Source organism: Methylobacterium isbiliense, from assembly GCF_022179325.1.
Lineage (GTDB): Bacteria > Pseudomonadota > Alphaproteobacteria > Rhizobiales > Beijerinckiaceae > Methylobacterium > Methylobacterium isbiliense.
The window spans coordinates 1-6451 of record NZ_BPQQ01000076.1; the positions used below are offsets into that span (position 1 = coordinate 1).

Below are 6451 nucleotides of genomic sequence, written 5' to 3' on the forward strand. Positions count from 1 at the left end.
GCGCGGCCGAGGTTCTTCAGTCGTGACACGGTGTCCTCCCTCTCGTTCTCGTCTCTGCCTGCGGCCGGCCTCATGAGGCGGCGTCGGCTTCCCGCTCCCGCAGCGCCCGCCGGATGATCTTGCCGGTGGCGGTCATCGGCAGGTCGGGCACGAAGGCGACGTGGCGCGGGTATTCGTGGGCGGCGAGCCGCGTTTTGACGAAGTCCTGGATCTCACGGGCGAGCTCCGGCGTGCCCGCGACGCCCTCCTTCAGCACGATGAAGGCCTTCACCGCCTCGGTGCGCACGGGGTCGGGCACGCCGACCACGCCGCAGAGCGCGACGCCCGGGTGGCGCAGCAGGCAATCCTCGATCTCGCCGGGGCCGATCCGGTAGCCCCCGGAGGTGATGACGTCGTCGTTGCGGCCGACGAACCACAGGAAGCCGTCCGGGTCGCGCCGCCCGAGATCGCCGGTGAGCAGCATCTCGCCCGCGAACTTGGCCGTGGTCGCCGCCTCGTTGCGCCAGTAGCCGAGGAACATCACCGGGTCGGGCCGGCGGATGGCGATGTGGCCGACCGTGCCGTCCGGCACGGCGTGGCCCTCGTCGTCGACGATGCGCACGTCGTGGCCCGGCACACTCCGGCCCATCGCGCCGGGCCGCGGGGGGAACAGGTCGGCGCAGGAGGAGACGACGAGGTTGCACTCGGTCTGGCCGTAGAACTCGTTGACGGTGAGGCCCAGCACCGCCTCGCCCCAGGCCAGCATCTCCGCCCCCAGGCTCTCGCCGCCGCTGCCGACCGAGCGCAGGGACAGGCCCGGATAGGGCGCCGACCGGGCCTGCCGCATCAGCTTCATGGCGGTGGGGGGCAGGAAGACGTTGCGCACCCCCTGCTCGGCCATCAGCCGGAACGCCGCCTCGGGGTCGAACTTGCGCGCGCGATGCGACACCACCGGCACGCCGTGGTGCCAGGCCGGCAGCAGCACGTCGAACAGTCCGCCGATCCAGGCCCAGTCGGCCGGCGTCCAGAAGCGGTCGCCGGGCTGCGGCAGGAAGCGCTGGGGCATCTCGACGCCCGGCAGGTGGCCGAGCAGCACCCGGTGGGCGTGCAGCGCCCCCTTCGGATCACCCGTGGTGCCCGACGTGTAGATGATCACCGCCGGATCGTCGGCCGCCGTGTCCGCCGGCGCGAAGCGGTCGGAGGCGCGCCCGCACAGGGCGTGGAAATCCTCCGCGCCGGGACCCGGGCCGTCGATGCTGTAGACCCGCTCCAGGCCCGGCAGCCGGTCGCGCAGAGGCGCAAGCGTCTCGGCCCCGACCCGGTCGGTGACCACGGCGCGCGCGCCGCTGTCGGCGAGCCGGTAGGCGAGCGCGTCCGGCCCGAACAGCGTGAAGAGCGGGATGGTGATCAGCCCCGCCCGGAAGCCGGTGACGTGGCTGATCGCGGTCTCGGGCCCCTGCGGCAGCAGCACGCCGATCCGGTCGCCGCGCGCGAGGCCGTGGGCGGCCAGCACGTTGGCGAACCGGTTCGAGGCGCGCCGGATGTCCTCGAAGCCGAAGCGGCGCTCGACCCCGCGCTCGTCGAGGGCGATCAGCGCGAGCGGGTTGCCGGAGGCGTGGCGGTCGCAGACGTCGGTGCCGATGTTGTAGCGCGGCGGGATCCGCCAGCGGAAATCCGCGACGAGATCGGCGTAGCTCTGCGCACGCGTCAGCATCGGCGTTCCTCTCCCGCGGGGCGGTCCGTCCCGGCCGCGCCCGTTTTGCCGGTTCCGGCCCGGGGGCCAGTGGGCGTGGCGTCGCCCCTCCCCGTTTAATCAAACGTTCGTTCAGTCGTTTCGGCCTGTCAAGACGGTTCGGGCCCGGGCCGCCGCATGCGCCATCACGGCAGAGTTTCGGCCTATGCCGTTTTCTGCCAGAGTGCCGTGCCGGCGGGCGCGCGATTCGCGCCGGCCTGCATCCTGGTTCCCGAGTCCGGAGTTCGCGTGTCCGATGCGGCCACACCCTCGGCACGGCGTAGCGGCTTCTGGACCCTGGTTCAGTCCACCGAGCGGCTGCGCGCCCATCCCTGGCTCGGCGACCTCATCGCGCTCGGCGCCACTGCGGTGGCGCTCGGCCTGCGCTTCGCCCTCGATGCCGTGCTGCCGCCCGGCTTCCCCTACCTGACCTTCTTCCCGGCGGTCGTCCTCACGACCTTCTTCTGCGGCCTGCGGCCGGGCATCACCTGCGCCGTGCTGTGCGGCCTGTCCGCGTGGTACTTCTTCCTCGGCCCGCAGGACACCTTCGTCCTGAACGGCCCGACCGCGCTCGCGCTCGCCTTCTACGCCTTCATCGTCACGGTCGATATCGGGCTGATCCACGTCATGCACCGTGCGGGGGCCCGGCTGCAGCAGGAGAAGGCCGTCACCGCCGCCCTCTACGAGCAGCAGCGGACCATGTTCCAGGAGCTGCAGCACCGCGTCGCCAACAACATGCAGTTCATCGCCGCGCTGCTCACCCTGCAGAAGCGCAAGGTGGCCGGCGACCCGGCGGCGGCCGCGGCGGCGCTCGACGAGGCCCGGGTGCGGCTGGAGACGATCTCGCGCATCCACCGCCGCCTCTACGATCCGGACCGGATCAGCCTGCCGATCGGCCAATACCTGCAGGAGCTGTGCGCCGACCTCCTCGACGCCACGGGGGCGCAGAACATCGTCTGCCTCGTGGACGTCCCGCCGGTCCGGCTCGACCTCACGCGCCTGACCACCCTGTCGCTGCTGGTGGTGGAGGTGGTCACCAACGCCTGCAAGCACGCCTTCCCGGCGGGCGAGCGCGGCACCATCACCATCCGGCTGGAGCGCCTCGACGCCGCCCGGGTGGCGCTGACGATCGCCGACAACGGCCGGGGCATGCCGGCGGCGTTCGACCCGGCGGCGAGCCGCAGCCTCGGCGTGCGGATCTCTCAGGCGCTGGCCGGACAGCTCGACGGCGTCCTCACCTATGCGGGCGAGAGCGGCACGGTGGTGCGCGTCGAGTTCCCGGCGGCCGCCTGACGGATCGCTACAGCCAGTCGTTCTTGCGGAAGCGCCAGTAGAGGACGCCGCACAGCGCCGCGATGCCGGCGAGCACCAGGAAGTAGCCGTAGCGCCACTTCAGCTCCGGCATGTTCTCGAAGTTCATCCCGTAGATGCCGGCGATCGCGGTCGGCACCGCCAGGATCGCCGCCCAGGCCGCGAGCCTTCGGGTGATGACCGTCTGCTGCGCCTGGCCGAGCATCAGGCTCGCCTCGAAGGCGAAGGCCAGCACCTCGCGCAGCGCGTCGATCTCGTCCTGCACCCGCCGCAGGTGGTCCGAGACGTCCCGGAACAGGGGCTGCATCTCCTCGTCGATGGCGACGAGATCGCCGTGTTCGAGCTTGCGGCAGACCTCGACCAGCGGCACCACCGCGGTGCGCAGGCGCAGGAGATCGCGCCGCAGCAGGTACAGCCGCTCGATCTCGGCCGGCAGGAGTTCGCGCCTGAGGATGCGGTCCTCCAGCGACTCGGCCTCCGCCAGCACCGTCTCCATCACGGGGGCGTAGTTGTCGACGATGAAGTCGAGCACCGCGTAGAGGATGTAATCCTCGCCGTGGGCGAGCAGCTTGGGGCAGGATTCAGTCTTCTCGCGCACCGGCGCGTAGGATTCCGAGGCGCCGTGGCGCACCGTGACCACGTAGCCGCGGCCGACGAACAGGTGCGTCTCGCCCAGCGCGATCCGGCCCTGCACGAGCTGCGCGGTGCGTGTGACCACGAACAGGCAGTCGCCGTAGCGTTCGAGCTTGGGGCGCTGGTGGGCGTTGAGCGCGTCCTCGATGGCGAGCGGGTGCAGCCGGAACTGCGCCTGGATCTCCCGCAGCAGCGCCGCCGAAGGCTCGTAGAGCCCGATCCAGACGAGGTGCCCGGGCCGGCTCGCCCACTCGCCGGCCTCCGCCACGCGCACGTCGGCGACCTTGCGCCCCTCCGCGTAGACGCCGGCCGCGACGACGCCGGGCTCGTCGGCAGGGGGAACGGACGTGATGAGGGCCATCGGGGGGACTCGCGTGAGGGAGCGCCATCTGCCGCCCAAACCTGCCGCAGGGCAAGCGGCGGCCGCAAACTCGACCGTAGGGATCTTTGCCGGCTTCGCAGCAGGAACCGGAAGGTTCGGGGTGTGGCCGATCCTCAACGCCCTGCCGCGCAGTCAGTCCCCGGGCCGTTCATCCCGGGCGGGAGCGCGGCCGGGTGCTTTACAGCCGCGCCGGCCCGTGGCTGGTCAACCCCGCCCCTTCCCTCGGCCCGAGCCCGACACCGCATGACGACCTGCCCGCCGCCCGCTCGGAGTCCCGCGCGCGCCGCCCTCGGCGCGGCGGCAAGCTTGGCCTGGTTCGCCCTGAACGTGCCCGCGCAGGCCGCCGATCCCGGCGCCCCCGCCCCTGCCGCCTTCGTCGACTGGTCGGGCGGCTATCTCGGCCTCCAGGGCAGCGCGGGCGCCTCCTACGGCGCCTTCACCTTCGCGCCGACGCGGATCGGCGGGCGGACCGTCGCGCCCTTCAAGACCGGGGATGCCACCGGCAGCAACGATATCGGGCGGGACGCCACCACCGCGGTCGGCGGGGTGTTCGGCGGCTGGAACTGGCAGACCGGGCCGTGGCTGGTCGGCCTGGAGGTCGACATCAACGCCGCCAACCTGAAGCGGCCGGTGCCGAGCACCGTGCCGGGCTTCGGCACAGAGGCGACCAATCCGGCCTTCTCCCTGATCCGCGCCAAGAGCGACCTCTACGGCTCGGTGCGCGGCCGCCTCGGCTACAGCTTCGAGAACTCGCTCGTCTATGCCAGCTTCGGGATCGCGGGGGCGAATGCGCGGGTGATCGCCACCTACCCGGACGGCGCGGGCGGCCTCGCGACGGCCCAGCGCGACCTCGGCTTCCTGGGCTTCACCCTCGGCGCCGGGCTGCAGGTCGCCGTGCACCCGAACCTCGCGCTCGGCATCGACTACCGCTACGCCGATCTCGGATCGAGCGGGTCCTTCCCGCTCGGCACCCTGCCGGGGCCGGCCGGCGGCCCGGTCTCGACGGCCACGCGCTTCACCGCGCACCAGATGATGGCGCGGCTGATCTGGCTGCCCTCCGGCCTGCGCCTGCCGCCCGAGGCCGAGGAGGCGGCGGAGGCGGCCGAGCGGACGCGCTACTCGCTGCACGGGCAGGCGACGCTGCTGGCCCAGGGCGTGCCGGGCTTCCGCTCCCCCTATCGCGGCGAGCAGAGCCTCGTGCCGCGTCAAGCCCAGCAGACCACGACGGCGACGCTCTTCCTCGGCTTCAAGCTGACCGAGGGGACCGAGCTCTACTACAACCCGGAATTCTCGCAGGGCTTCGGCCTGAGCCGGACGCTCGGCGTCGCGGGATTCGTCAACGGCGAAGCCCAGAAGGCGGGCGCCCCCTTCCCCAAGCTGCGCTCGAACCGCTACTTCGTGCGCCAGACCTTCAACCTCGGCGGCGAGACCGAGGACGTGCCCGACGGACCCAACCAGGTCGCCACCACCCGCTCCGTCGAGCGCCTCACCGTGGTGGCGGGCAAGTTTGCGCTCGGCGACTTCTTCGACGGCAACGTCTACGCGCACGACCCGCGGGTGGACTTCTTCAACTGGGCGATCTGGGGGGCGGCGGCCTGGGACTTCCCGGCCAACCTGCCCGGCTTCACCCAGGGCGTGATGGTCGAGTACAACCGCAAGGAATTCGCCCTGCGGGCCGCCTACACCCAGGTGCCCAAGCAGCCGTCGAGCGACGTGCTCGACCCGCGGGTGTTCGAGCGCGGCGGCCTCACCGTGGAGTTCGAGGGGCGCCACACCCTGCCGGTGCTCGACCGGCCCGGCAAGCTGCGCATCGGCCTGTTCAGCAACGTCGGCAACACCGCGAACTTCCGGCAGGTCGTGGCCCTGACCCAGGCCGGCCTGTTCGACGACGTCAACGACGCCGCCAGCCTGACGCGCCGTCCGCGCCGCAAGAGCGGCGCCTACATCAACCTCGAACAGGCGATCACGGACGATCTCGGGCTCTTCGCCCGCGCGAGCGTCAACGACGGGCGCAACGAGAGCCTGTCCTTCACCGACATCGACCGCAGCGTCTCGGGCGGCCTCTCGCTCAAGGGCAGCGCCTGGGGCCGGCCCGGCGACACGGTGGGGCTCGGCACCAGCCGCAACGAGATCTCGCCCTCGCACCGCGCCTTCTTCGCCACCGGCGGCCTCGGCCTGCTGATCGGCGACGGGCGGCTGAACTACGCGCCCGAGCGGGCGGTGGAAGCCTTCTACGCCCTCGGTCTCACCAAGGCCGTGACGATGACGTTCAACTACCAGCACGTAGAGAACCCGGCCTACAACCGGGACCGCGGGCCGGCGGACTTCTTCGGCGGCCGCCTCCACGTGGATTTCTGAGACCAGCGGTCATTGGAAACGACCGCTGGTTCGGCTCTCGATTGTTCGAAGCCAGA

4 protein-coding genes are annotated in these 6451 nt (G+C 71.8%); 2 read left to right on the forward strand and 2 right to left on the reverse strand.

What is annotated here, in order from left to right; genetic code table 11:
- Nucleotides 1-70: 70 nt before the first annotated feature.
- The gene (locus MFF61_RS27200; protein ID WP_238240826.1) at nucleotides 71-1693 is read right to left on the reverse strand and encodes an acyl-CoA synthetase; all 1623 of its coding nucleotides are present in this window, start codon (nucleotides 1691-1693) and stop codon (nucleotides 71-73) included.
- Nucleotides 1694-2008: 315 nt separating this feature from the next.
- Here MFF61_RS27200 and MFF61_RS27205 point away from each other — a divergent pair, with 315 nt between their 5' ends.
- A complete protein-coding gene (locus tag MFF61_RS27205; protein WP_238240829.1) occupies nucleotides 2009-3004 on the forward strand; it encodes a sensor histidine kinase in 996 nt (331 codons plus the stop codon).
- Between the two features lie 7 nt (nucleotides 3005-3011).
- On the opposite strand, the gene MFF61_RS27210 is transcribed toward MFF61_RS27205, so the two are convergent.
- On the reverse strand, nucleotides 3012-4016 hold the full coding sequence (locus MFF61_RS27210) for a magnesium and cobalt transport protein CorA (protein WP_238240827.1): 1005 nt from the start codon (nucleotides 4014-4016) through the stop codon (nucleotides 3012-3014).
- A 264-nt stretch (nucleotides 4017-4280) separates the two neighbouring features.
- Here MFF61_RS27210 and MFF61_RS27215 point away from each other — a divergent pair, with 264 nt between their 5' ends.
- A complete protein-coding gene (locus tag MFF61_RS27215) occupies nucleotides 4281-6395 on the forward strand; it encodes a carbohydrate porin (RefSeq protein WP_238240828.1) in 2115 nt (704 codons plus the stop codon).
- Nucleotides 6396-6451: the final 56 nt, after the last annotated feature.

Bases quoted from the DNA above. Each gene is read 5' to 3' on its own strand.
- MFF61_RS27200 (WP_238240826.1), bottom strand. From the start codon at position 1,693: ATGCTGACGCGTGCGCAGAGCTACGCCGATCTCGTCGCGGATTTCCGC.
- MFF61_RS27210 (WP_238240827.1), bottom strand. From the start codon at position 4,016: ATGGCCCTCATCACGTCCGTTCCCCCTGCCGACGAGCCCGGCGTCGTC.
- MFF61_RS27215 (WP_238240828.1), top strand. From the start codon at position 4,281: ATGACGACCTGCCCGCCGCCCGCTCGGAGTCCCGCGCGCGCCGCCCTC.